The sequence below is a fragment of the Dryocola baronae genome, from assembly GCF_051297175.1.
GTDB lineage: Bacteria > Pseudomonadota > Gammaproteobacteria > Enterobacterales > Enterobacteriaceae > Dryocola.
On record NZ_JBINNY010000001.1, the window covers coordinates 894,588 to 917,037 of the forward strand.

General features: G+C 56.4%; 23 protein-coding genes. 15 read left to right on the plus strand and 8 right to left on the minus strand.

Annotated elements, in window-relative coordinates:
* Window positions 1-20: 20 nt before the first annotated feature.
* From ACSPHG_RS04155 to ACSPHG_RS04175, 5 genes are all read right to left on the minus strand, one after another.
* On the minus strand, window positions 21-593 hold the full coding sequence (locus ACSPHG_RS04155; RefSeq protein ID WP_435952269.1) for an acyltransferase: 573 nt from the start codon (window positions 591-593) through the stop codon (window positions 21-23).
* Window positions 594-692: 99 nt separating this feature from the next.
* A complete protein-coding gene (locus tag ACSPHG_RS04160; protein ID WP_435952270.1) occupies window positions 693-1,208 on the minus strand; it encodes a hypothetical protein in 516 nt (171 codons plus the stop codon).
* On the minus strand, window positions 1,180-1,998 hold the full coding sequence (locus ACSPHG_RS04165) for a winged helix-turn-helix domain-containing protein (protein WP_435952271.1): 819 nt from the start codon (window positions 1,996-1,998) through the stop codon (window positions 1,180-1,182). Before ACSPHG_RS04165 ends, ACSPHG_RS04160 begins: the two co-directional genes overlap by 29 nt.
* An 867-nt stretch (window positions 1,999-2,865) precedes the next feature.
* The gene (locus ACSPHG_RS04170) at window positions 2,866-4,386 is read right to left on the minus strand and encodes a flagellin N-terminal helical domain-containing protein (RefSeq protein ID WP_435952272.1); all 1,521 of its coding nucleotides are present in this window, start codon (window positions 4,384-4,386) and stop codon (window positions 2,866-2,868) included.
* Between the two features lie 261 nt (window positions 4,387-4,647).
* Window positions 4,648-6,168, minus strand: a complete 1,521-nt coding sequence (locus ACSPHG_RS04175; protein WP_435952273.1) for a flagellin N-terminal helical domain-containing protein — start codon at window positions 6,166-6,168, stop codon at window positions 4,648-4,650.
* 334 nt (window positions 6,169-6,502) lie between these two features.
* Between ACSPHG_RS04175 and fliD the strand changes: the two genes are divergently transcribed.
* The 3 genes from fliD to ACSPHG_RS04190 are packed head-to-tail and all read left to right on the plus strand — an operon-like array spanning window position 6,503 to window position 8,774.
* Window positions 6,503-7,981, plus strand: coding sequence for a flagellar filament capping protein FliD (gene fliD, locus ACSPHG_RS04180; protein WP_435952274.1), 1,479 nt, complete (start codon window positions 6,503-6,505; stop codon window positions 7,979-7,981).
* Between the two features lie 57 nt (window positions 7,982-8,038).
* Window positions 8,039-8,443, plus strand: coding sequence for a flagellar export chaperone FliS (gene fliS, locus ACSPHG_RS04185; RefSeq protein ID WP_435952275.1), 405 nt, complete (start codon window positions 8,039-8,041; stop codon window positions 8,441-8,443).
* A complete protein-coding gene (locus tag ACSPHG_RS04190) occupies window positions 8,436-8,774 on the plus strand; it encodes a flagellar protein FliT (protein ID WP_435952276.1) in 339 nt (112 codons plus the stop codon). Before fliS ends, ACSPHG_RS04190 begins: the two co-directional genes overlap by 8 nt.
* A gap of 142 nt (window positions 8,775-8,916) precedes the next feature.
* Here ACSPHG_RS04190 and ACSPHG_RS04195 read toward each other — a convergent pair whose 3' ends face one another.
* The 3 genes from ACSPHG_RS04195 to flgA form a co-directional block, all read right to left on the minus strand.
* Window positions 8,917-9,360 (minus strand): flagella synthesis protein FlgN, encoded by a 444-nt coding sequence (locus ACSPHG_RS04195; RefSeq protein WP_435952277.1) that lies wholly within the window; start codon window positions 9,358-9,360, stop codon window positions 8,917-8,919.
* A 19-nt stretch (window positions 9,361-9,379) separates the two neighbouring features.
* Window positions 9,380-9,676 (minus strand): flagellar biosynthesis anti-sigma factor FlgM, encoded by a 297-nt coding sequence (gene flgM, locus ACSPHG_RS04200; protein WP_435952278.1) that lies wholly within the window; start codon window positions 9,674-9,676, stop codon window positions 9,380-9,382.
* Window positions 9,677-9,754: 78 nt separating this feature from the next.
* Window positions 9,755-10,456, minus strand: coding sequence for a flagellar basal body P-ring formation chaperone FlgA (gene flgA, locus ACSPHG_RS04205; protein WP_435952279.1), 702 nt, complete (start codon window positions 10,454-10,456; stop codon window positions 9,755-9,757).
* Window positions 10,457-10,714: 258 nt separating this feature from the next.
* Between flgA and flgB the strand changes: the two genes are divergently transcribed.
* The 12 genes from flgB (at window position 10,715) to ACSPHG_RS04265 (ending at window position 22,301) form a co-directional block, all read left to right on the plus strand.
* A complete protein-coding gene (gene flgB, locus ACSPHG_RS04210) occupies window positions 10,715-11,125 on the plus strand; it encodes a flagellar basal body rod protein FlgB (RefSeq protein ID WP_435952280.1) in 411 nt (136 codons plus the stop codon).
* 30 nt (window positions 11,126-11,155) lie between these two features.
* Window positions 11,156-11,560, plus strand: coding sequence for a flagellar basal body rod protein FlgC (gene flgC, locus ACSPHG_RS04215; RefSeq protein WP_435952281.1), 405 nt, complete (start codon window positions 11,156-11,158; stop codon window positions 11,558-11,560).
* A 10-nt stretch (window positions 11,561-11,570) separates the two neighbouring features.
* Window positions 11,571-12,245, plus strand: a complete 675-nt coding sequence (locus tag ACSPHG_RS04220; RefSeq protein ID WP_435952282.1) for a flagellar hook assembly protein FlgD — start codon at window positions 11,571-11,573, stop codon at window positions 12,243-12,245.
* Between the two features lie 35 nt (window positions 12,246-12,280).
* A complete protein-coding gene (gene flgE / locus ACSPHG_RS04225) occupies window positions 12,281-13,498 on the plus strand; it encodes a flagellar hook protein FlgE (RefSeq protein ID WP_435952283.1) in 1,218 nt (405 codons plus the stop codon).
* A 12-nt stretch (window positions 13,499-13,510) separates the two neighbouring features.
* Window positions 13,511-14,248: a flagellar basal body rod protein FlgF gene (locus tag ACSPHG_RS04230; RefSeq protein WP_435955936.1), complete on the plus strand. Its 738-nt coding sequence runs from the start codon at window positions 13,511-13,513 to the stop codon at window positions 14,246-14,248.
* A gap of 20 nt (window positions 14,249-14,268) precedes the next feature.
* A complete protein-coding gene (gene flgG / locus ACSPHG_RS04235; protein ID WP_435952284.1) occupies window positions 14,269-15,051 on the plus strand; it encodes a flagellar basal-body rod protein FlgG in 783 nt (260 codons plus the stop codon).
* A 56-nt stretch (window positions 15,052-15,107) separates the two neighbouring features.
* On the plus strand, window positions 15,108-15,815 hold the full coding sequence (locus ACSPHG_RS04240) for a flagellar basal body L-ring protein FlgH (protein WP_435952285.1): 708 nt from the start codon (window positions 15,108-15,110) through the stop codon (window positions 15,813-15,815).
* Window positions 15,816-15,873: 58 nt separating this feature from the next.
* Complete coding sequence (locus ACSPHG_RS04245) at window positions 15,874-16,944, plus strand: flagellar basal body P-ring protein FlgI (RefSeq protein ID WP_435955937.1); 1,071 nt, start codon at window positions 15,874-15,876, stop codon at window positions 16,942-16,944.
* Window positions 16,944-17,882: a flagellar assembly peptidoglycan hydrolase FlgJ gene (gene flgJ / locus ACSPHG_RS04250; protein ID WP_435952286.1), complete on the plus strand. Its 939-nt coding sequence runs from the start codon at window positions 16,944-16,946 to the stop codon at window positions 17,880-17,882. Before ACSPHG_RS04245 ends, flgJ begins: the two co-directional genes overlap by 1 nt.
* 107 nt (window positions 17,883-17,989) lie before the next feature.
* The gene (gene flgK / locus ACSPHG_RS04255) at window positions 17,990-19,630 is read left to right on the plus strand and encodes a flagellar hook-associated protein FlgK (RefSeq protein WP_435952287.1); all 1,641 of its coding nucleotides are present in this window, start codon (window positions 17,990-17,992) and stop codon (window positions 19,628-19,630) included.
* A gap of 29 nt (window positions 19,631-19,659) precedes the next feature.
* Window positions 19,660-20,568, plus strand: a complete 909-nt coding sequence (gene flgL, locus ACSPHG_RS04260; protein ID WP_435952288.1) for a flagellar hook-associated protein FlgL — start codon at window positions 19,660-19,662, stop codon at window positions 20,566-20,568.
* 95 nt (window positions 20,569-20,663) lie between these two features.
* Complete coding sequence (locus ACSPHG_RS04265; protein WP_435952289.1) at window positions 20,664-22,301, plus strand: methyl-accepting chemotaxis protein; 1,638 nt, start codon at window positions 20,664-20,666, stop codon at window positions 22,299-22,301.
* The last annotated feature ends 149 nt before the right edge of the window (window positions 22,302-22,450 follow it).

Here is a 22,450-nt window from a genome sequence, read left to right on the forward strand (position 1 = left end):
CAAACCCGCCGCTGGCGGGTTTATTTTATTAGCCTCTCAAGCTGCAACGGGTTGCGCTTGCGGTCTTTGATTCGCCTGGCGGGGGAACCGGCATAAATCGACCAGGCTTCGGTATCTTTGGTCACTAAGGAGTTGGCGCCCACGGCGGTCCCTTCGGCGAGATGGACATTCGGCAGCAGGCTGGACTGCGAGCCGACGATGGCGTGGCGGCCAATAATAATGGTGCCCGAGGTGACGTGCGTCAGCGACGCGGGAACCGTCGGGTTGGTCATAAACTCCCCGCTGTAGTCGTCGCTGCGGGTATATATTTTTACGCCGTGCGACAGGCAGGAGAAGTCGTCCATCACCACGCCCGAACTTGCGAGGAGGGTGCTGGTACCGCCGATATGAATATAGGAGCCAAGCCGGATAAAACCTTCTCCGGCGGCGATGAGGGTAGTGAAGCCGTCGATTCTGACGTTATTGCCGATTTCAATATTGCCAAGCCCAACGATGGTGCAGTTCCTGGCGACGAGAACGTTTTTCCCTACGGACTTTATCCCCGCTTCCTTAAGGTCTGCTTCGGTGTAGTAACCGGGGTTGAACCTCTCCATTTTACGTCCTGACCGCTTAGAAAATTACATCCCTGTATTTTACGGTACTCCCTGTTCATTCATTTGCCCGGTCAGTGAGCGGCTTTGGCGCTAATCATCTCAGTCAAGACACAGTACGCGCGGGGTGGCTTCCGTTCCCGTCGCCAACACCTTTCCTTCGAGTAAATACAGCGAGCTGGTGCTGACTTCACCCGGCACGAGGTGCGGGAAGACATATTTCTTCACGTCCTCATCGCTGCTTTGATCGCCGAGCCTGCGGCCCTGGGAGGTAATAGTGGTGCGCATCGTATTATTGTCAAACACGCCGGTAAAACGCACCTCGCGCAATACCGGGATCGGGCTTTCGCTCGGCAGGTCGCCTTTAAAATGGCTGATGGTGCCAATATAAACGGTGCGCCCCTCGCTTATTCCCTCGCGGTAAAAGCGATAGACGCCGCGCGTTAACGTCCATTTATCTTCGTCAATGGCGTAATAGGATACCGGGGCAACGCAGGTCGCCGTCATGGGATAAACCACCATCTCCTTGATAAAAACGCACGCCAGCGACACCGCAATTCCGCCGAGAAAAAACAGGATTAACGGGGATTTAATGGTATCTAAAATAGTACGATTCACAGTTATTCTCCGAATCCTGAAGTGGGGCTACGCAGGCGACCAGGCCATAATATTGCGGGTCCTTGCCTACGGTAATATACAGATGATTGGCCTTATCAGTTTTGGCCTCGCTCTTAAGGGCATATTCGGCATAAAGCTCGAGCGTGCGGCGAATGGTCAGATCTTCAGACTGACTTGCGGCCGGCACCCACACTTCGGTTAACGGAGGCGCTTCTTTGCCGCTCCAGCGCACGAACTTAACCGGGTCCGGCGACACCCGCAGCAGCCAGCCAATAAACATCGCCATCAGCATCCCCAGGATAAGTCCTGCAAGGGTGGCGATAATGCGATATTTCCATGTTACTCGTATGGTTTTTATTTGCGGAGGTTCGGTGGCAGAGGAATCAAATTCAGAAGGTAAAGCAGAAGACTTTGGAATTTCCTCAGGCTTCGCCTGCCGGGCAAATTCACCGAGCTGACCGGCCGCATTGCGAATAATCAGGCGGTAGCCGCTGCGGGTGACGGCAAGTAAGGTAATGCTGTCCTGCATGTCGAGGGATGAAATGGCGCGGCGAATCTTATTGATCATTACGCGCACGCTATTTTCGGTAACCTCTACGCCAGCATTTCGCCAGCCGATGTCCATCAGCTGTTCCTGGGATAGCACTTCTTCCTTCGCTTCCACTAGAGCTTTCAGGCAGTTACAGGCAGAGACCGGCAGCGTAACGCTTTTTCCGTCGCGAATACGCGACAGCGTCCTGGCCTGCAGGTCGAGCGAAACCGCGGTGCCAATTGCAATATTGTTAAGCATAGTTAAAGGGTTCTTCTCAAAGAAAAAAGTAAAGCATTCACTGAAGGGCGGATATTAATATCAATTGTTGGCTTTCCACCGTGATGCCGTGTGCTTTTTATGTCTTATCGTAGTGTGTATCAAATCTCATTTTTTCAGTGGTTTGCGGATTTTAAGGTTATTAATTCTCTGCGTGCGGCACTCTTTTTACGACCCCAGGCGATGTCGTCGTTAATAAAATTAACACCTCGCGAAGCTGCGCTACAGCTTCTGGATCTACTTACCTCTCAGTTCTACCTCTTTATGATAATAACTATAGACTACTGACACTTAGCGGGTGATGCAGCAGCCGTAAAGGCTTACTTATGGCGTGGTTATATCGACGTTCGGAATGAACATATAGGGATATGGAAAGGACATTAAATATTACTGGGTGCTGTCGTTCATACGCCGTTAATTATATTAATTTTGAACGTAAATACCAGAGTTTTCAGCCCGTAAAAGAGATTCATAATGTGTAACTGGCATTGATAACGATATTCAATATCGACAAGGTAATTTTCTGTAAGTAATTAATGAGCTTATTTTCAGTGAGGCGATATTATTCGTGGTAAAGAACGGCTGGAACGCAGGGAATAATATTTGCAACCTAATTCCTGAATATTATCTGATTATCAGATTATTCCTAAAGGCGTTAATTTGTGCATTTTGTACATCAATATGCACCTTTAGCTTGCTAATTATTCACAGGCTTAGGGAAGGGGAGATTATCTTTTAGAAAATAATGCCGATAGCTGACAGGTATTTATCGGACGAGGGGTAAAAAAAGCCCTCCCGGTGGGGAGGGCTGCTAACTGCATGACTGCACGAGCGTTTAGCGATCCAATATTAGCGCAGCAGGCTCAGCACGTTCTGCGGAACCTGGTTTGCCTGGCCCAGAACGGTCACACCGGCCTGTTGCAGGATGTTCGCACGGCTCATCGCGGAAACTTCGGAAGAGAAGTCGGCGTCGAGGATACGGGAACGGGCTTCGGTCATGTTGTTAATGGTGGTGTTCAGGTTGCTGATGATAGAGCCAAAACGGTTCTGAACCGCACCCAGGCCGGAGCGGAAGCTGTCAACCTGCGCCAGCGCTTTGTCGAGGGTTTCCAGCTTCTCGGCGGTCACGCCCGGCAGCGTCACTTCTTCCAGCTTCTGGAAGTCTTTGGTGCTCATATCGGTGGTGGCGGTAGCTTTAAAGTCGGTGCCGTCAAACTCCAGATCCATCGCTTTACCGGTACGCTTGCCGTTTTCATCAACGTGAACCGCGTAGTAGGAAACGTTGCCCGCGCTGTCGGTGGTGCCGAACAGCTGCATGTTGGCCGCAGACTCGGCGGTGCCGAAGGCCGCGATGGCAATGTCATCCAGGTTTTCTGCGGACAGCTTCATGGAGGAGGTGCCGGAAGCGCCGTCGCTGACCACAACTTCATTACCGGCCTTATAGATAGCGCCGTTGCCGGAAACGGTACTGGTACCGGTCAGCAGGATGTCCGCGTCAACGGAAGACAGGCTGGACACTTTCGCCGCAGAAACGAAGTCGCCGGATGCATCATCAGCGGTGATGTTCACTTGAACCGCTTCTTTAGAGGCGACATCCATGGCGTAGGTTTTGGTGGCAGCGCCGGTGCCGATGGTGAACAGCGTGATATCCGCCGCTTCTTTCGCCGGGTCTTCGAAGGCCGCCTTAGCGATCTCGCTCAGGGCGTTATCGTCGAGCGTCATTTCGGTGAGCGCGCCGCCCGCGTTATTCGCCACGCTAATCGCGCTACCTGCACCTACGGCGGTGCCGGAAGCGGTCAGCGTTGCCTTATCAAGCTTGGCACCTTTGTTCAGCGCGCCGGTCACGCTGAAGTTATCGAGGCCCAGTTTTTCCAGGTCCATGGCAGGCAGGTCGATATCGATAGTCTGGCCGTCTTTCGCGCCGATCTGGATTTTCAACTGGGAGGTGGAGCCGTCCAGCACGTTCACGCCGTTGAACTCGGTATCGGCGGCAATACGGCCGATTTCCTGCAGACGGGCGTCGATTTCTTCCTGGATGGACTTACGGTCGGAATCGGAGTTGGTGCCGTTCAGCGCCTGCTCGGTCAGACGACGGATGTTCAGCACGTTGTCGTTGATTTCGTTCAGCGCGCCTTCCGTGGTCTGCGCCAGGGAGATACCGTCGTTGGCGTTACGCGCGGCCTGGGTCATGCCTTCAATGTTAGCGGTGAAGCGGTTGGTGATGGCCTGGCCCGCTGCATCGTCTTTGGCGCTGTTAATACGCAGGCCGGAAGACAGGCGCTGAATAGCCGTACCCAGAGAAGCCTGGGATTTGTTCAGGTTAGTCTGAGCCATCAGGCTCAAGGAGTTGGTGTTAATGACCTGCGCCATAATAATATCCTTAATGAAAGTTGATGCTGTTTGAATCTATTAAAGTTATGCGTCCATGAGAGCGCATAATTAATCTATCGGTGGCTGTCGGATATCACTGAAATAATATTTTGAGGATTTTGTCAAAGGCGATAATAGCGCTCGCTTGTGACGCTAATTCTTTATTTTGCTGGGTTGGTGCAGATATAAAAAAGCCCTCCCGAAAGGGGAGGGCTATTACTCGCAGAATATATCGAGCTATTTAAGCATGAAGTTCCGCTATTAACGCAGCAGGCTCAGCACGTTCTGTGGAACCTGGTTTGCCTGGCCCAGAACGGTCACACCGGCCTGTTGCAGGATGTTCGCGCGGCTCATCGCGGAAACTTCGGAAGAGAAGTCGGCGTCGAGGATACGGGAACGGGCTTCGGTCATGTTGTTGATGGTGGTGTTCAGGTTGCTGATGATAGAGCCGAAACGGTTCTGAACCGCACCCAGGCCGGAGCGGAAGCTGTCAACCTGCGCCAGCGCTTTGTCGAGGGTTTCCAGCTTCTCGGCGGTCACGCCCGGCAGCGTCGCTTCTTCCAGCTTCTGGAAGTCTTTGGTGCTCATATCCGCGCCAGCGGTTGCGGTGAAGGTGCCAGCATCGTTTTTCAGATCGACAGCTTTACCGGTACGGTTGCCGTTTTCATCAACGTGAACCGCGTAGTAGGAGACTTTGCCCGCGCTGTCGGTGGTGCCAAACAGCTGCATGTTGGCCGCAGATTCTGCGGTGCCGAAGGCTGCTACCGCAATGTCATCCAGGTTTTCAGCGGTCAGCTTCATCGCCGTGGTATCGCCAGCCGTCGCGCCGCTAACGGTAATTTCATTGCCCGCTTTATAGATAGCGCCGTTGCCGGAAACGGTACTTGTGCCGGTCAGCAGGATGTCCGCGTCAACGGAAGACAGGCTGGACACTTTCGCCGCAGAAACGAAGTCGCCGGTGCTGTCATCAGCCGTTACCTTAACTTCAACCGCTTCTTTAGACGTTTTATCCATCGCGTAGGTTTTCATCGCCGCGCCGGTACCGATGGTGAACAGCGTGATATCCGCCGCTTCTTTCGCCGGGTCTTCGAAGGCCGCTTTAGCGATTTCGCTCAGGGCGTTAGCGTCGAGATTCATTTCGGTCAGCGCACCGCCGGTGGTTGCGGCGCTAATCTTATCGCCTACAGCCGCTTCGACACCGGAAGCGGTCAGAGTAGGCTTATCAAGCTTGGCGCCTTTGTTCAGCGCGCCGGTCACGCTGAAGTTATCCAGGCCCAGTTTTTCCAGGTCCATGGCAGGCAGGTCGATATCGATAGTCTGGCCGTCTTTCGCGCCGATCTGGATTTTCAGCTGGGAGGTGGAGCCGTCCAGCACGTTCACGCCGTTGAACTCGGTATCGGCGGCAATACGGCCGATTTCCTGCAGACGGGCGTCGATTTCTTCCTGGATGGACTTACGGTCGGAATCGGAGTTGGTGCCGTTCAGCGCCTGCTCGGTCAGACGACGGATGTTCAGCACGTTGTCGTTGATTTCGTTCAGCGCGCCTTCCGTGGTCTGCGCCAGGGAGATACCGTCGTTGGCGTTACGTGCGGCCTGGGTCATGCCTTCAATGTTAGCGGTAAAGCGGTTGGTGATGGCCTGGCCCGCTGCATCGTCTTTGGCGCTGTTAATACGCAGGCCGGAAGACAGACGCTGGATAGCCGTACCCAGAGAAGCCTGGGATTTGTTCAGGTTAGTCTGAGCCATCAGGCTCAAGGAGTTGGTGTTAATGACCTGCGCCATAATAATATCCTTAATAATTAGTGCTGCTGTTTGAAGCTATTAAGCTTATGCGTCCGTTATTGGGCATAACTTAGCTATCGGTGAACATTTGTCAGCGCTGAAATATTTTTTACCGCTTTATTGCAAACGCGATAATTGCGTTCACTTGTGACGGTAATTCTCTGGTTAATATTATTGCTGCGGTTTTTATTTCTATTTAATGGCGGAAAAAGCGCAAGAGAGTGTCATTCCGACAAGTGTGCGTTGTCGCTGCAAAAGTAAAAAATTAAACTTAATGTCCGTTGCCCCGATATCCATTAGTGATACCGACAATTACTTTATACAGGAGATAACCATGGCCGGATTTTCAATGCCAGGTCTGGGTTCAGGCGGCGCGCTCGATATTACGTCAATGCTCGATCAAATCAGAACCGCAGAGCAAACCAAGCTTGTTCCGTACACCAAAAAAAAAACCAGCTACAGCAATCAGGTTTCCTCCTGGGGAAAAATTTCCAGCTCGCTGTCGGCGTTAAACACCAACCTTGGCAAAATTGAAAGCGAAGGTTTTCACGGCGTGAACGTCGGCACCAACAAAGCTTTCAAGGCCACCGCCGGCAGCGGCGCGCTGCCGGACAGCTACGAGGTGCAGGTTGAACAGCTGGCAAAAGCGCACAAGATCAGCACGACGGAACAGGCCAGCAAAACCAATCAGCTGGGCAACGGCGGCAGCAGCCGCACCTTAAAGATCACCACCGGCAGCGGCGATCCGCTGAACATTGAGCTAAAGGACGATGAAACGTCGCTTGAGCAAATCGCCAAGAAAATCAACGCCGCTAAAGGTGACGTCACCGCTTCGGTAAGGGCGGGGGAAAAAGACGGCACCTACAAGCTGGTGCTCAGCTCGAAAAAAACCGGCGAAGACGGCAAGCTCAAAGTTGAAGTCGAAGGCGACGACAGGCTGAAGGGCGTGCTGAACTACGACCCGGCGCTTGAGCCTGCGACCCCAGGCGGTGCGACGGCGAATAAAATGTCCACCACCGCCAAGGCGCAAAACGCCATTCTTGTGGTGGACGGCACCCGAATCACCCGCAGCAGCAACACCATCACCGATGCGATTGAAGGCATCACGCTCGAGCTACAGCAGGTCTCCGAAAAAGACGGCACCGAATTCATCCCTGAAAACCTGACGATCACCCCGGATAACAGCAAGCTCAAAAGCGCGATTGAAGAGTTTGTGAATCTGTATAACGCGTTTATCAGCGAATCCAGCAGCGCCAGCGCGTGGAAACCGCCGGTGGAAGGCAGCGGCGAACCGAATCCAAATAACGGCGCGCTGATGGGCAACAGCACCCTGCGCCGCCTGACCGGCGACATGCGCGAAATCGCGGTCGGCAGCTACCGGGAGCTGAGCGAGAAGTTCTCCTCGCTTGCGGAAGTGGGCATCAAGGTTGAGGTGGAAGACGCCGGAACGGGCAAGCTGACCATCGACAGCAAAAAGCTCGAAGAGGCGATCAACAAAAACCCTGACGATCTCGAAGCCCTGTTCCTCGGCAAAGAGGGCAAGGAAGGCATCGCCGACAAGATGCAGACGCTGATCAAATCCTACATCGGCGACAGCGATGCGATCCCCAAGACGAAAGGGATTATCGCCGAAACCACCAAAGGCCTGGAAGAACAGACCAAGCAGGTCACCGAGCGTATCGCCCAGATGCAGAAGATGATTGATGCCACCATCGAGCGCAATCGTAAAGACTTCGAACGCCTCGATCTGGCGATGAGCAAAATGACCAGCACGCAGAACCAGCTGACCGGCCTGCTGGCCAGCTTCAACTAAACCACCTTATTCACCTTTATTCGCCGGGCGCAGCGGGTGCCCGGCAGGAAGCAAATCATGTACACCAAAACGGGCCAGAACGCTTATGCGCAGGTCTCTTTAGAAAGCCAGGTGGCAGGGGCCACGCCGCATCAGCTGATCACGCTGCTGTTTGAAGGGGCCATCAGCGCCATGCTGCGCGCAAAGATCTATTTTGAAACGGGCAACATTGCCAAGCGCGGGGAGATGATCTCACGCGCGATCAACATCATCGATAACGGCCTGCGCTCCGCGTTAAACCACGACATCGGCGGGCAGGTAACCGAAGAGATGGAAAGCCTTTACGAGTATGTCTCGCGCAGCCTGCTGCTGCTGAACCTCGAGAAAAAGCCGGAAGAGCTGCCACATCTTATTGAAATCATGACCAATCTCTCCAACACCTGGAAAGAGATCGAACCTAAAAAGCAGGTGAGCCATGTTTAAGGCGCTGGAGTCCGAGCTGCAAAACGTCCGCCTGCTGAACAGCAACATGCTGGAGCTCACCGGGCAGGGGAGATGGGACGAGTTTATCGACTCGATGACCAGCTACGTTTCGCTTATCAGCGAGGTGATGGCGAACGACATGGCGAACCTCACGGCCGAAGAGCAGGCGGCGCTTAAAGAGGTCATCGAAAACCTGCTGCAAAATGAAGCCGTCATGATGCAGCATATGCGTTCGCGCCTTGACGTGCTGCGCGATGAAATGAAAAACATCAATAAAGGCAAAGCGATCAGCGCCGCCTACCTCGAGCCGTTCACCTCCTTCCCACGTTAATTCCCCTCACCTATATTCGGCAGGCTAAGCACGCGCTTTCTGCCCTTCAATTAACGTTGTTGGGCGGTAAGCTTATTCATAATATAAAGCCAAAAAAAAGCCAGCGGAGAGGCTGGCGAAAGATGGTAATGAAATTCCAGCCTTAAACGCTGATATTATAAACCCGTCCGGTGGTGGTGGAGCTGGCCTCGCCCGCGGAACCGTACAGGTTATTCCCGCCCCCCGCCGTTTCAACAACCTTCTTTAATCGCTCATTTTTTTTCATATGTACCGAAAGCAGTTCTTCCACTTTCATATTCAGCGATTTGGTGTTCTGGACTTTTTGCGTCACCTGCTGCCAGCAGGAAAATAGCTTCGTCTGCTGGCGATAGGGGGCGCCGATCTTAAGTTCCTGCTCTTCCTGCTGGCGCAATTCATCATAATATTGGATCGTCGATAAGAGCTGGCTCTTATTATCCGTCAGCACCTGGAGCGACACCGGATTAATACGCGGCCGGTTCAGCTGATTGACTTCTTCAATCATAATCGCCTCCAGCTCATCGAGAGACGTTTTCATTTGCGACAATATCGGGAACAGCTTATCCATGGGTCTTACAGCTCAACGGTTAACTAAATTGAAAAATATCCTGCACCAGCGCGCGGGCAATTTTTTCCGGTTCAATCGGTAATTCCCCGGCCTGCAGTGCGGCGCGAATTGCAGCAACGCGTTCATAGTCGACGTCGCGGCTGCTGTCGGTATTGATCTGCTGCGTCAGGCTGCTTAATTTCACCTGCGTTTTGCTGCCGTCAGCGCTTGCCGACTCTGCTTTGCTGGCTTCCGGCCCCTGCGGGCGGGTGCGCAGCTCCTGCGCGGCGGCGATGTTATTTACGGGTGCGGCTGGTGCTGTACGGTCAATGCTCATTATTATCCTCGCCAGTTAATTCGTCAGGCTTCAAGCCCTCTACCTGTCTCATCGGTGACAGGGAAAAAAACTAAAATTTTATTGCAAAGAAATCATCACCTGGCCGTCTTCGTTAACCCTGCCGCTGAGGGTTTGCCCGCTGCGGGTCTGCACTCGCAGCGTGTCGTTGACCGAGGCGTTGGCCAGCGCCTTGCCCTGGCTGCGAATCAAAAAGCCATCGCCCGCCGCGACCAGATCGACCTGCTGGCCCGCGTGCAGCCGCCACTGCTGGCGCAGCTGGTTGCTGCGCACCGGCTGGCCGGCTATCGCCGCGCGGGTGAGCGTCTGGCCGATAATCAGCGCCGGGTTGAAAATAATGCCCGCCGGCTGGCGTTCTACCGCGCCGGTGTGCGGTTCGATATCGCTCGCCTGCACCACGCTTCCCGCAGGCAGATTGCCTTTTGCCACCCACCACGTGCCCTGGGCTTTTACCTGAATCTGGATAAAGTGGCGGCGCGATTCGCATTCGGCGACCACGCTGCGCTTGCCCGTCAGACGCCTATCGTTTCCCGCAAGCGAAAGCACCGGGCTGGCGCAAATCGCCGCCAGCTGCTTTGCGGGCGTAAGAATGGTGGCGAGCTGCACGACGTATGCGTCATCGCCTTGCCCGCTGCGTTTCTTCAGTAGCTCATCTATTTTTATCCGCAGACGAAGCTCGATATCCTGCGCCGTGTTGGTGCTGGCATACAGCGGGGCGCTGCAGCACAGCGTCAGCATAATAATGCGGATAAATAAAAACATAATGATTGCTAGCCCTAATGAAATACGCGTAAATTAATGCTCAACCCTTCTGTTTAAATTATAAACTAAGCGCCAACTATCTTAATGCGTTAAATGGCGACACTTCTGCGCGCAATTTAATAGCTAGGCTTTTCTTTTTTTAAATATCCCGGCTGATTTCGCTAATAACGTTTATTTCTGTCAGTTCCTTGCGGTGTAATATTTAACCCGCGCTGACTAAAATATGACGGTTATTTTTACAGGCGCGAGGCCAATTTCATGATCAATAAGCTTGATGATGCATTTCGCTTTCAGCAGGAGGCGTTGGGTTTACTTTCGCGTCGGCAGGAAGTGCTGGCATCCAATATTGCCAATGCCGATACCCCAGGGTATTTGGCGCGCGATATTGATTTCTCCCAGCAGCTAAAAACCTCGATGGCCAACCAGGCTGCCGCTAAATCGCCGGTGTCGCTGTCGTTAACTTCAAACAGACATATTGAAGGAAAAGCCACGCCGTTTGACGACGCGCAGCTGCTGTATCGCATTCCGGATCAGCCCAGCGCTGATGGTAATACCGTGGATATGGACCGCGAAAGAATCAGCTTTGCGGACAACTCCGTTAAATATCAGTCGAGCCTGACGTTCCTCGGCGCTGATATTAAAAAAATGATGAGCGTGCTTTCTCAATAAGTGGCGCGCGGCACAAGGGTAAATGGACCGATGTCTCTATTTAGTGTTTTTGATATTTCCGGCTCGGCGATGGCGGCGCAGTCCAAACGCCTCAACGTCAGCGCCAGCAATATGGCCAACGCGGACAGCGTGGCCGGGCCTGACGGACAGCCGTATCGCGCGCGCCAGGTGATGTTTGAAGTCGATGCCGCCGCGGGCGGTGATATCGGCGGCGTAAAGGTCAGCGACGTGGTGGAAAGCAGCGCGCCCGACCGCCTGGTGTACGAGCCGGGCAACCCGCTTGCCGACGAGCAGGGCTACGTGCGTATGCCCAACGTCAACGTGGTCAACGAGATGGTCAACACCATTTCCGCCTCCCGCAGCTATCAGGCCAACGTCGAAGTGATGAACTCCGCCAAGTCGCTGATGCTGAAAACTTTATCCCTGGGACAATAAGGACAGTCAAATGGCAGTTTCACCAGTTAGCGGCAACAGCGGCAACGGTCAGGTCGGCACGGGAAGCAGCGCGGCGGATCTTTCCGAAAGCTTCATGCAGCTGCTGATCGCGCAGATGCAAAACCAGGATCCGACCAACCCGATGGATAACAACCAGCTGACCTCGCAGCTGGCGCAGTTCAACACCGCGGCGGGGGTTGAGAAGCTCAACACCTCGGTGACGGCGGTGGCCTGGATGATGAGCACCATGCAGGAGATGAACGCGGTCAACTGGGTGGGCCGCGACGTGATGATTAAAGGCGACCCTAAGGTGACGTGGGGGGCCGACGGCACGAGGAGCATGGACGGCGAGCTGAGCTTCCATCAGCAGGGCGAGGCCGACAAGGTCACCGTGACCTTTACCGATGAGGCGGGCAACGCCTACACGGCTGAGCTGAAAGACACCAAAACCGGCGTGAACAATTTCAGCCTCGACGATCTGGAAAACTTCCAGCCGTCGGAGCCGGAAGCCGGGGTGGAATACAAAGTGACCTACTCGGCGACCAACGAAGGCGGCGACGATCCCGTTTTCACCGGGCTGATTAAGGACAAAGTGGAAGGCGTGTCGATGACTCAGGAGGGGGCTGTACTGCACCTGGCGAGTGGCGAAACGACCACCATCAGCGACGTTTTCTTACTTCAATAACACCTGATTCATTACTCACTTTCTGGAATATTACTATGAGCTTTTCACAAGGATTAAGCGGGCTTAACGCCGCTTCGCGCGCGCTGGACACGGTCGGCAACAACATTGCTAACTCCCAGACGTTTGGCTTTAAATCAGGTTCCGTGGGCTTTGCCGATATCTTTGCCGGTACGCAGGGCATGGGCGTGCAGGTGGCGGGCGTTAACCAGAACTTTGGCGACGGCGGCCTTGCGGGCTCCGGCCGCGCGCTGGACATGGGCATCACCGGCAACGGCTTCTTCCGTCTGGTGGATGCCGCAGGCCAGGCCTTCTACAGCCGCAACGGCCAGTTCGCCGAAGACAAAGACGGCAACATTTTCAACAGCACCAACGGCCTGTTTCTGAGCGGCTACCAGGCGACCGGCAACCCGCTGGCTATTCAGCCGGGCGCGCCGGTTGGGCCGATTACCATCAATAAATCCCCGATGCTGCCCGAAGCCTCAACCAGCGCGACGCTGAAGGGCAACCTGACCTCGGACGCCAAAGAGCCGACCAAAACGCCGTTCAAGGCGGATGACCCGGAAACCTACAACTATTCCTCCCAGGCAGAAGCCTTCGACAGCCAGGGGAATAAGCACACCATTGATATCTATTACATTAAAACCGGCCCCAACGAATGGACCGCCAAGGCCGTGGATACCACCGCGCCGAAGGGCGGCGCCGCCACGCCTGACTACATGGACGTGCCGCTTAAATTCGACGAAAAAGGCCAGCTCACCTCGGCCGGGACATTCACCTTAACGGGTGAAAGCTACAACGGCGCGACGCCGCTGTCGCTGGATATCGACCTGAGCGCCATGACCCAGGTTTCCACCAAGGAATCCTCCACCGACACCTTTAGCTTTAACGGCCAGGCGCTGGGCAAGTTCCTCAACTACGTGATCGGCGAAAGCGGTGAGATCGTCGCCAACTACGACAACGGGCAGAAGCAAACCCTGGCCCAGGTGGCGCTGACCAACTTCGCAAGCGTCGGCGGGCTACAGCAGAACGGCAACAACACCTGGACCGAAACGCCGCAGTCCGGCAACCCGATCCTCGGCGTGCCCGGCTCCGGCAGCCTCGGCTCGCTTACCGGCAACGCGCTGGAAAACTCCAACGTCGACCTCGGTAACGAAATGGTCAACATGATCGTCTACCAGCGCAACTACCAGTCGAACTCGCAGACCATCAAAACCCAGTCTGAGCTGTTGCAGACCCTGGTTAACCTGCGTTAACGGCGGTAGATGATGGATCGCGCGATTTATACCGCCATGAGCGCCGCCAACGCGGCGCTTAACCGCCAGTCGATCACCTCGAACAACCTGGCTAATAGCTCGACCACCGGCTTTCGCGCCCAGCTCGCGGCGTTCCGTGCGGTGCCTATAAATGGCGAAACCCACGCCACGCGCGCGCTGGTCGCCGAATCCACGCCGTTTCATGACAACACCATGGGCCCGATAAACAACACCGGGCGCAGCCTCGACGTGGCCCTGCCGCAGGACGGCTGGCTCGCGGTCGCCGCGCCGGACGGCAGCGAAGGCTACACGCGCAACGGTGCGATTCAGGTGGACAGCGAAGGCGCGCTGAGCATTAACGGCTTTCCGGTGCTGGGCGACGGCGCGCCGATCGTCGTGCCTCCGCAGTCCAGCATCACCATTGCGCCAGACGGCACGCTCACCGCGCTTGGCGCGGGCGACGAGCCGAACGCCGTCGTCGCGGTTGGCCGCCTGAAAATGGTCAACGCCCGCATGCAGGATCTGACGCACGGCGACGAAGGGCTATTCCACCCGGCTGGGGGCAACGCTCTCCCCGCTGACACGGACATGCGCCTTAGCCCGGAAGCGCTGGAAGGCAGCAACGTCAGCCCGGTGAAAGCCATGGCCGACATGATTGCCAACGCCCGCGGGTTCGAAATGAACATGAAGGTCGTTCGCACCGCTGACGAAAACGCCAAACAGGCCAACCAGCTATTAAGCATCGGCTAACCCCGGTCAGGAGTAACAAGATGATCCGCTCTTTATGGATTGCTAAAACCGGTCTGGAAGCACAGCAGACCAATATGGACGTCATTTCCAACAACCTGGCGAACGTCAGCACCAACGGCTTTAAGCGCCAGCGCGCCGTGTTTCAGGACCTGCTTTACCAGACGATGCGCCAGCCGGGCGCGCAGGCCTCCGAGCAAACCACGCTGCCAACCGGCCTTCAGCTGGGAACCGGCGTGAGCGCCGTGGCGACCGAGCGCCTGCATACCCAGGGGCAGCTGACCGAAACCGGCAACGACTATAACGTCGCCATCCAGGGCAAGGGCTTCTTCCAGATCCAGCTGCCCGACGGCACCACCGCCTACACCCGCGACGGCGCGTTTAAGCCGAACGAAAACGGCCAGATCGTCGACGCCAGCGGCAACCCGGTGCAGCCGGGGCTGACCGTGCCGCCCGACGCGCAGACGCTGACCGTGGGCGAAGACGGCATCGTGAGCGTCACCGTTCCGGGCCAGGCGGCCCCGCAGCAGATTGGCCAGCTTACGCTTGCGACCTTTATCAATGACGCCGGTCTGGAAAGCATCGGCGGCAACCTGTATCGCGAAACCCAGGCCTCCGGCACGCCGAACGAGGCAACGCCGGGCATGGACGGCGCCGGTAGGCTAAAACACCAGTACATCGAAACCTCGAACGTGAACGTCGCCGAAGAGCTGGTGACCATGATTCAGGTGCAGCGCGCCTATGAAATCAACAGCAAGGCGGTCTCCACTTCTGACCAAATGCTACAGCGGCTTTCCCAGCTGTAACCCCCTCTCACCCGCCGGTTATCCGGCGGGTAACAGACAGTTTTTATCGTAAAAAAATGAACAAATTCCAGGTTATTCCGCAATACGGCGCGCGTGTCATCGCCGCTTTAGCTGGTGCTCTGTTGCTCAGCGGCTGCGCGCACATCATGCAGCAGCCGCTGGTTCAGGGACCCACGACTGCGGCCCCATTACAGATGGTACCGACAGGCCCAAGCGGCTCGCTGTTTCAGACCGGACAGGCCATGAACTATGGCTACCAGCCGATGTTTGAAGACCGCCGTCCGCGCAACGTCGGCGACACGCTGACCATCCTGCTGCAGGAAAACGTCAGCGCGAGCAAAAGCTCCTCGGCCAGTGCCAACCGTAATGGTTCTGCGGGGATGGGGCTTGCCGCCATGCCGGTGGGCGGGTGGCTTGGCAACGGCGGCGCGGACTTTGACGCCAGCGGCAAGTCCGACTTCACCGGCAAAGGCGGGGCCGCCGCGCGCAACACCTTTACCGGCACGATCACCGTAACGGTCAACGCCCTGCTGCCGAACGGCAATCTCCAGGTCGTTGGGGAGAAACAGATAGCCATTAACCAGGGCACCGAGTTTATCCGCTTCTACGGCGTGGTGAATCCGCGGACCATCAGCGGCAACAACACGGTGTCCTCCACTCAGGTGGCCGACGCGCGTATCGAATACGTGGGCAACGGCTACATAAACGAAGCACAGAACATGGGCTGGCTGCAGCGTCTGTTCCTGAATCTGGCACCTTTTTAACATGACCATCAGAAAAGAATTCACCCTGTTTTTCCTTAGCATCGCGCTTTACGCCGTGATGCTGACGATGCCGCAAGCCGCACACGCCGAGCGCATCCGCGACCTCGCCACCGTGCAGGGCGTGCGCTCCAACTCGCTGATGGGCTACGGCCTGGTGGTGGGCTTAGACGGCACCGGCGACCAGACGATGCAGGCGCCTTTTACCGGGCAAAGCCTCAATAACATGCTCTCGCAGCTGGGGATCACCGTGCCTCAGGGCACCAACATGCAGCTGAAAAACATCGCGGCGGTGATGGTCACCGCCGAGCTGCCCGCTTTTGCCCGCTCCGGCGACAAAATCGACATCGTGGTTTCTTCGCTCGGCAACGCCAAAAGCCTGCGCGGCGGCACGCTGCTGATGACGCCGCTGAAGGGCGTCGATAACCAAATCTATGCCCTGGCGCAGGGCAACGTGCTGATTTCCGGCGCGGGCGCCCAGTCCGGCGGCAGCCGTGTGCAGGTCAACCAGCTAAACGGCGGGCGGATTAACGGCGGCGCAACGGTCGAACGCGAGGTTCTCAACGATTTCGCCAGCCAAAGCGCGGTTCGTTTGCAGCTTAACGACACCGATTTTGGCCTCGCGCAGCAGATCAGCGACGAGATCAACAAGCGCTACGGCGGCGGGGCGGCGATGCCGGAAGACGCGCGCACGGTTCGCCTTTTTGCCCCGGCGGACGGCCCGTCGCGCGTGCGCTTCCTGGCAAACATTCAGGATATCCCGGTTCGCGTCACCATCCAGGATGCGAAAGTCATCGTTAACTCCCGCACCGGCTCGGTGGTAATGAACCGCCACGTTTCGCTGGATGCCTGCGCCGTGGCGCACGGCGCGCTGACGGTCGAAGTCTCGCAAAACAACGTCGTCAGCCAGCCCGACACGCCGTTTGGCGGCGGCGAAACCGTCGTCGTGCCGCAGACCGAAATCTCCGTGCGCGATCGCGGCGGCTCGCTCCAGCGGGTTAGCAGCAGCACGGATCTGAATAACGTGGTGCGGGCGCTGAACACGCTGGGCGCGACGCCAAACGAGCTGATGTCAATCCTACAGGCGATGAAAAGCGCGGGATGCCTGCGGGCGAAGCTGGAGATTAACTGATGAACGCGCTCGATAAGGCAGGCGGCGCGGCGTTTGACGTGCGTTCGCTCGACGCGCTTAAGCGCGATGCGGGCAACAATTCGCCGCAGGCGCTGCGCGAGGCCGCGAAGCAGATGGAAGGCATCTTCGTGCAGATGGTGATGAAAAGCATGCGCGACGCCAGCTTCAAGGGCGGCCTGCTGGAAAGCCAGGCGTCGGACATGTACACCTCGATGTACGACCAGCAGATCTCGCAGGATATCGCGCGCAAGGGGCAGCTTGGGTTTGCCGATCTCATCGTCAGGCAAATGGGCGGCGAGGGCATCAAGCCTGCCGCCACCATTCCTGCGCCGGGTGCCGCGCCCTATACGCTTGCGAACGCGACGACCCCTCCTGCCCCGCAGGCTGACCCAGCACAGGCCGTGCCGCTAGCGTCAGCCGTCGCCGAGCAGGGGGACAAGTCCCATCCGTTTATCAACCGCATGCTGCGCCCGGCGATGCTGGCAGCGCAGAAAAGCGGTATTCACGCGCACCTGATTCTGGCCCAGGCGGCGCTGGAATCGGGCTGGGGCAAGCGGGAAATCCTGACCGAGGACGGGAAGCCGAGCCACAACCTGTTCGGCATCAAGGCCACCGGCGACTGGCAGGGCAAAACCACGGAAATCACCACCACCGAGTTTATCAACGGCGAAAAGCGCAAGGTCAAAGCGGCGTTTCGCGTTTACGACTCCTACACCGAGGCGCTGGCGGACTACACCAGCCTGCTGAAAGACAACCCGCGCTACGGCCAGGTCGCGCGGTCTTCTTCCCCAGAGCAGGGCGCTCGCGCTCTGCAGGCCGGTGGCTATGCGACCGACCCGGCCTATGCCACCAAGCTCATCAATATTATTCAGAAGGTCAAAGGCAATATTGACCGCGGCGTTCAGGCTTACCAAAACGATTTGGCGAAATTATTTTAGCAATCGCGTTTTAGTAATTTTCTGAATCACCGATGAAGTAAGAAGGATAAGTTAATTTCCTTGTCCGGCAGCGCCGGGCAAGGCTTCATGAAATTCGTTGGTAAACTATGAATCTCTTTAATTTAGCGAAAAGCGGTCTTAGTACTGCACAGTCGGCGCTGAGCGTAGTCGGCAGCAATTTAACCAATGGCATGACGCCGGGCTACAGCCGTCGCGATATTATTTTGGGTGAAGCGGGCGGCCTTGCGACCGGCAAAGGCTTCTACGGCTACGGCGTGCAGGTCAACGGCGTGCAGCGCGGCTATGATGCGTTTATCAATAACCAGCTGCGCGGCGCGTCGAACACCATGGCCGGGATCACCAGCCGCTACGAGCAGCTCAGCGAAATCGACAACATGCTGGGCGACAGCGAATCTAACCCTTCCGTTGCGCTAAACGGCTTCTTTGGGGCGATGAAAACGCTCAGCGACGACCCAAGCCTGCCGTCATCCCGCCAGGCCGCCTTCCGCAAGCTCGACTCGTTAACCTACCAGTTTAATACCAGCAGCAAGCGCCTGACCGGCCTTGAGCAAAGCACCAACACCAAGATCAAGCAAAGCGTTGACGTGATTAATAACAGCACCGAGCAGCTGGCGCGCCTCAACATGCAGATTGAGAAAATCACGGCGCAGGGCGGCACGCCGCCTTCGGATCTGCTGGATACCCGCGACGGCCTGCTGCGCCAGCTCAGCGAGCACATCGGCATCGAGGTGAACGAGAATATTGAAACCGGGCGCGTTGACGTGAAGCTTGCCGACGGCCGCGCGCTGGTCAGCGGCGAGACCGCCTATAAGATGCAAGCCTCCACCTCACCGGCCGATCCGAACAAAACCATCGTTTCCTACGTTGACGCCAACGGCGTGGCCAAGCCGCTGAACGAAGAGCGCATCACCGGCGGCGTGCTGGGCGGCCTGTTCAAGTTCCGCAACGAAGACCTGACCCACGCGCGCAACGAAATCAACCAGATTGCCCTACAGATGGCGTCGCGCTTTAACGAAGTGAACCGCAACGGCTTCGACCAGAACGGCCAGCCGGGCGGCGATCTCTTTACCATTCCCGACCCGAAGGCCATCGCCAACACCAACAACGGCGGGGACGCGGCGCTTACGCCAAAGTTCAACGGCAACATCGGCCAGGTGAACGCCGAGGACTATTCCATCACCTTCGACGGCACCAGCTGGCAGGTGAAAGGGGCCGACGGCCGTAACGTGCCTTATACCACTGACCCAACGGGCAAGCTGGTGTTCGACGGCGTGGAAATTGAGGTGAGCGGCACGCCGCAGGCGGGGGACAGCTTTGTGATGAACCCGGCGGCGGGCGTGGCCGAGAGTCTGGACGTGGCTATCGCCAGCGGCGAAGAAATTGCCGCCTCGGATTCCAACGACCCGACCGATGCCAAAAACAACGTTAACCTGCTGGAACTGCTGAAGATTCAGGACGAAAAGCTGCTGGGCGGCAAGGCGACGCTCACCGACGCCTACGCAACGCTTGTTGGCTCCGTCGGCTCGTCGATGAACGCGCTGAAGGTGGACGGCGACGCGTCAAGCAGCGTGTTGCAGGAGCTGGAATACAAGTGGCAGGCGACCTCCGGCGTCGATCTCAACGAAGAGGTGATGAACCTGCAAATGTTTACCCAGTACTACCAGGCAAACGCCCAGATCCTGCAGGCGGCGACCACGCTGTTCGACACCCTGCTGACCCTTAAATAACCGTCTGCCGAGCAGAAAAGGAATTAACAATGCGCCTAAGCACGCAGTATATGTTCAAACAAAGCATCGACAGCATGTCGCGACGGATCAACGAAAACAACGACGCCTACATGAAGGTGTCGGCAGGCAAAACCCTGCTGTCGGCCTCGGACAACCCGGTTGGCGCAACCAACGCGGTGATGTATCAGGACGCGCTGGCGAAGATGGAAATCTATTCCAACGCGCGCTCCACCGCGCGCGGCAGCATGGAGCAGACGGACTCAACGCTTAGCTCCATCGGCAACCTGCTGACCAAAAACCTGAGCCAGAAGCTTGTCGCCGCACAGACCGAAACCATGTCGGAAGACGACCGCAAGGCGCTGGCGACGGAAATCGAGGGCATCCGCAAAAACCTGATGGATCTCGCCAACAGCCGCGACGGCGGCGGGCGCTACATCTTCTCGGGCTATAAGTCCGACACCGCGCCGTTTGACGCGGCGGGCAACTATCAGGGCGGCGACCGGGCTATCTCGCAAACCGTGGAGCAGGGTTCCGAGATGAAGGTCGGCTACCTCGGCAGCGAAATCTTTATGAGCGGCAGCGGCACCGACCTGTTTAAAGCGCTGGATGAAGCGGTCGCCCAGCTGAATAAAGGCGGCCCGGTTGATAACGACCTGCGCGATGCCCTGGGCCAGGCAAGCAAGGCCGTCGATGCCGGAATCGGCAGCCTGGGCAAGGTGCAGGCCGAGCTTGGCACCAACCTGCAGCGCCTCGACGAGCTGGATCTGCGCGGCGATACCGATCGCAACGCGATGATCGACAAGCTCCAGGCGGCGGTTGGCTCCGACTACGGCACGCAGATTGGCGTGATTACCGATTCTAAAATGGCCGAGTTTTCGCTTAATGCCTCGATGATGGTATTTCAGGCGATGCAGAAGATGAATATCTTCACTAAATAATCGTTACGTCTTTATTTTTTCTTTTTTATTTCTTACTTCTGAAAGAGTGGTGAATGCTATCGGTGTCCGATCGGTAGCCTTACCCGATGGATACTATGTTCAGCAAACTTAAAATTTATACCGCCATATCTCTGATTATCGGCAGCTTTGCCATGACATTGCTCGCTACCACCGGATATTCCGTTTTTAATAGCGTCACCACCAACGGCAATTTAAAAAGAATTTTGATCGCCGGGGAAAATAATAATCAAATCCGCGATGCCGCCTATAACATTAACTCCGCGACTGCGCGAATTAATGCCCTGATGCTGCAAAGCAGCCTCGGCCATAGCGTCACCCAGAATATGATTGATGACACTAAGGATATTCTTGCCGCAGCCCACGATCGCATGGCGCAGTTTATGGCCTCGCCGTTTAACTCCGAAGCGGGCAAGAACGCGGCGCATGAGGTTAAGACCGCCTTCGATGCGCTCGAGGCGGAAACCCTCGCCAAAATGAATTTCATTAATAACCCTGCGGGCGATCCTTCCGATATTACCAATGAACTCCGGTCGCGCGCATTATTACGCGACAAAATCGGCGCTTATACCGCTATTTCCGACAGGACGAGCGACGGCTACGTTGAGGACGCGGAAAGCGGCAATCGCTATATGGTTGTTGTCGGCATCGTCGTATTCAGCGTGGCTATTTTGATGCTGATTGCCGTGCGCATCTGGCTCAACCGCACCCTGGTGCAGCGCCTGCAGGACACCATTGATTCGCTGAAGCTTATTTCCGCCGGGGACTTGAGCAGAAAAATCGAGGTGGGCCAGCAAAACGAAATTGGCCTGATGCTCCAGGAGCTTGAGCAGATGCGCCACACCCTGACCGACACCATCGAAGGGATTCGTGAGGGCGTCTACGGCATCCATAAAAACGCCCGTGAAATTGCCAACGGCAATAACGACCTCTCTTCCCGCACCGAAGAGCAGGCATCGGCGTTGCAGGAAACCGCTGCCAGCATGGAGCAGATTAAAACGACCGTGCGCCAGAATGCGGATAACGCGCACAGCGCACGCCAGCTGGCGGAGGGGGCCAGCTCGAACGCCCGCCACGGCGGCGATCAGATGCAAAATCTTGAGCAGATTATGGAGCAGATTACCGTCAGCTCGCGCCAGATTGGCGAGATTAACAGCGTCATCGACAGCATCGCTAATCAGACCAACATTCTGGCGCTTAACGCGGCGGTGGAAGCGGCGCGCGCCGGCGAGCAGGGCCGCGGCTTTGCCGTGGTGGCAGAAGAAGTGCGCAACCTGGCAAAACGCAGCGCCGATGCGGCAAAAGAGATCAATCAGCTGATCAATACCTGCGTCGCCACCATGGACAGCGGCTCCCGCCAGGTCAGCCAGGCAAGCGCCGTGATGCAGGACATTGTGACCTCCGTTTCGCAGGTGACCGAAATCATGGGTGAAATCACCTCGGCCTCCGACGAGCAAAGCGCGGGCATCAACCAGATTTCACAGGCCGTCAACGAAATGGACCTGGTGACCCAGCAGAACGCGGCGATGGTCGAAGAGGCGGCGCTGGCGGCGGCGAACCTGGAAAAGCAGTCAGACGACCTGGAAAACCTCGTCGCGCAGTTTGTGCTTAGCACCTCGGGCACCCCGAAAAAGAGCTACGTCAGCGCGCCGTCGGCACCGGCATTTCGCGCGAAAGCAGTCGAAACGGATAACCCAACGTGGGAAACCTTTTAATCCTGTTAATTAGCGATAAAACCGCCGTTAATTAGCTTCATTAATTTAATTAACGGTGGTTTTTTAAGGATTAAGTAGGGGATTGGACGTTTTTGTAGCGGCTTATTGCGCTATATGAATGACTGCTTTCACCGGATAATTCTGATCAG

Excerpts from the sequence above, each read along its gene's own strand:
- flgL (WP_435952288.1), top strand. The coding sequence starts at position 19,660 with ATGCGCCTAAGCACGCAGTATATGTTCAAACAAAGCATCGACAGCATG.
- ACSPHG_RS04220 (WP_435952282.1), top strand. The coding sequence starts at position 11,571 with ATGGCAGTTTCACCAGTTAGCGGCAACAGCGGCAACGGTCAGGTCGGC.
- ACSPHG_RS04175 (WP_435952273.1), bottom strand. The coding sequence starts at position 6,168 with ATGGCGCAGGTCATTAACACCAACTCCTTGAGCCTGATGGCTCAGACT.
- ACSPHG_RS04170 (WP_435952272.1), bottom strand. The coding sequence starts at position 4,386 with ATGGCGCAGGTCATTAACACCAACTCCTTGAGCCTGATGGCTCAGACT.
- ACSPHG_RS04240 (WP_435952285.1), top strand. The coding sequence starts at position 15,108 with ATGAACAAATTCCAGGTTATTCCGCAATACGGCGCGCGTGTCATCGCC.
- ACSPHG_RS04230 (WP_435955936.1), top strand. The coding sequence starts at position 13,511 with ATGGATCGCGCGATTTATACCGCCATGAGCGCCGCCAACGCGGCGCTT.
- ACSPHG_RS04190 (WP_435952276.1), top strand. The coding sequence starts at position 8,436 with ATGTTTAAGGCGCTGGAGTCCGAGCTGCAAAACGTCCGCCTGCTGAAC.
- flgJ (WP_435952286.1), top strand. The coding sequence starts at position 16,944 with ATGAACGCGCTCGATAAGGCAGGCGGCGCGGCGTTTGACGTGCGTTCG.
- ACSPHG_RS04245 (WP_435955937.1), top strand. The coding sequence starts at position 15,874 with ATGCTGACGATGCCGCAAGCCGCACACGCCGAGCGCATCCGCGACCTC.
- flgA (WP_435952279.1), bottom strand. The coding sequence starts at position 10,456 with ATGTTTTTATTTATCCGCATTATTATGCTGACGCTGTGCTGCAGCGCC.
- ACSPHG_RS04155 (WP_435952269.1), bottom strand. The coding sequence starts at position 593 with ATGGAGAGGTTCAACCCCGGTTACTACACCGAAGCAGACCTTAAGGAA.
- ACSPHG_RS04165 (WP_435952271.1), bottom strand. The coding sequence starts at position 1,998 with ATGCTTAACAATATTGCAATTGGCACCGCGGTTTCGCTCGACCTGCAG.
- flgE (WP_435952283.1), top strand. The coding sequence starts at position 12,281 with ATGAGCTTTTCACAAGGATTAAGCGGGCTTAACGCCGCTTCGCGCGCG.
- fliS (WP_435952275.1), top strand. The coding sequence starts at position 8,039 with ATGTACACCAAAACGGGCCAGAACGCTTATGCGCAGGTCTCTTTAGAA.
- flgC (WP_435952281.1), top strand. The coding sequence starts at position 11,156 with ATGTCTCTATTTAGTGTTTTTGATATTTCCGGCTCGGCGATGGCGGCG.
- ACSPHG_RS04195 (WP_435952277.1), bottom strand. The coding sequence starts at position 9,360 with ATGGATAAGCTGTTCCCGATATTGTCGCAAATGAAAACGTCTCTCGAT.
- fliD (WP_435952274.1), top strand. The coding sequence starts at position 6,503 with ATGGCCGGATTTTCAATGCCAGGTCTGGGTTCAGGCGGCGCGCTCGAT.
- ACSPHG_RS04265 (WP_435952289.1), top strand. The coding sequence starts at position 20,664 with ATGTTCAGCAAACTTAAAATTTATACCGCCATATCTCTGATTATCGGC.
- flgB (WP_435952280.1), top strand. The coding sequence starts at position 10,715 with ATGATCAATAAGCTTGATGATGCATTTCGCTTTCAGCAGGAGGCGTTG.
- flgG (WP_435952284.1), top strand. The coding sequence starts at position 14,269 with ATGATCCGCTCTTTATGGATTGCTAAAACCGGTCTGGAAGCACAGCAG.
- flgK (WP_435952287.1), top strand. The coding sequence starts at position 17,990 with ATGAATCTCTTTAATTTAGCGAAAAGCGGTCTTAGTACTGCACAGTCG.
- flgM (WP_435952278.1), bottom strand. The coding sequence starts at position 9,676 with ATGAGCATTGACCGTACAGCACCAGCCGCACCCGTAAATAACATCGCC.